A 1352-nucleotide genomic window follows, 5' to 3' on the forward strand; every position below is an offset into this window, starting at 1 on the left:
TGAATTTCTTACTGAATAGCATACTAAACGAGGTTTATTCCCCCATCAACCTGCTTTCCTCGATGGCCAACTGAACCGTTTTGTCAACTCCTTCCGGGTCCGTCCTAGTCAAAATAGCCCTTGCAGCATCAAAATCGTGCTTTTTATGAATTAACCACCGAGGACTCTGCGGGACAAAAGAAATTAAAAAACAATAAATCAAAGCCGGGAAAGCCTCGACACCAAGCATCCATCTCCAGCTTTCTTTAAGATCAAGAGTTCCGATCAGATAGTTTGAAAAATAAGCCATCAAAATCCCAAAGACAATATTAAACTGATAAAGTGCTACCAACTGCCCCCTTCTTCCTGCCGGGGAGATTTCTGATATATACATCGGAGCGACCACGGAGGATGCTCCTACGCCCAAGCCTCCCAAAAACCTGAAAACCATAAAGGAGTTTACATCCTCTGCAAGAGCCGAGCCCACAGCAGAAACCAAATAAAGAATTCCTATTCCAAGTAAGGAGCTTTTTCTCCCGTATTTTTCTGCAGGAATCCCGCCCAATAATGCCCCAATGACAGTTCCATAGAGTGCGATGGCCACTGCCAGACCATGGCTCAAGTCATCCAGATTCCACAAAGCCTGTATATCCCTCTCTGCACCTGAAATAACAGCCGTGTCAAATCCGAACAAAAATCCTCCAAGCGCTGCTGTGATGGACAGAAACAATACGTAGTTTTTACTTTTCATATGGTTATAATTTGTTTTTAAAGGCCATATGGAATCTCGCTTGGCTTATAATCATGCTAGTGTGTGTCGCTTCTGACATGCTCGATTTCATGAAATGGTTAAATGGGGATTCTAAAGGGGAAATGGGGTATCAAGCTTGTTCAATCGCTGAAAATATTCCTGCAAAGCTTCCGTTTCAATTCGACTCAGTTTTCCATCGAATCGCAGGCCTTGCAGGAATTATCTGAATAAATCACCAAATGGATTTTAGCTGGTGTACTTTGACAGTATTTCCAAAACCTTGGGTTTCAAGCCTGGTGTAAGGGGAATTGGGGAAAACAACTTCTGACATAACCTGTTCGCCGTCATTAAAAAACACCTCAATTGAAGATCGATCAATAAATAACTTCAGTTTTTTGTACTGTAGTCCCAGATCGGGTGCATTGTGAAGTGTTTTGAATTCTTCATTGAATTCAGTCAAACCGGATTGACCACGGTCGAGATAAATCCCCGTCTCATTTTTGCCAATTATGATTCTGTTTCCTTGGTTATTTGAAAGGAACACCTCAAAGTTTTCTTCCGAAATTTCAAGTACAATTTCCACCAATTCATTTGAAAGGGTAAGACCATTTCCTGCCATTGT

The 1352-nt window shown here is 41.8% G+C and carries 1 protein-coding gene and 1 pseudogene; both read right to left on the bottom strand.

The annotated features are described in order from the left end of the window. Nucleotides 1–49: 49 nt before the first annotated feature. Nucleotides 50–730 (bottom strand): annotated as a pseudogene (locus OU792_RS18505) (MFS transporter); the annotation flags it as partial. Between the two features lie 232 nt (nt 731–962). Beyond that, nucleotides 963–1352 (bottom strand): GH32 C-terminal domain-containing protein (locus tag OU792_RS18510; RefSeq protein WP_274671051.1); only part of this gene is annotated, 390 nt, incomplete at its 5' end.

It is taken from the genome of Algoriphagus sp. NF (assembly GCF_028823735.1).
Classification (GTDB): Bacteria; Bacteroidota; Bacteroidia; order Cytophagales; family Cyclobacteriaceae; genus Algoriphagus; species Algoriphagus marincola.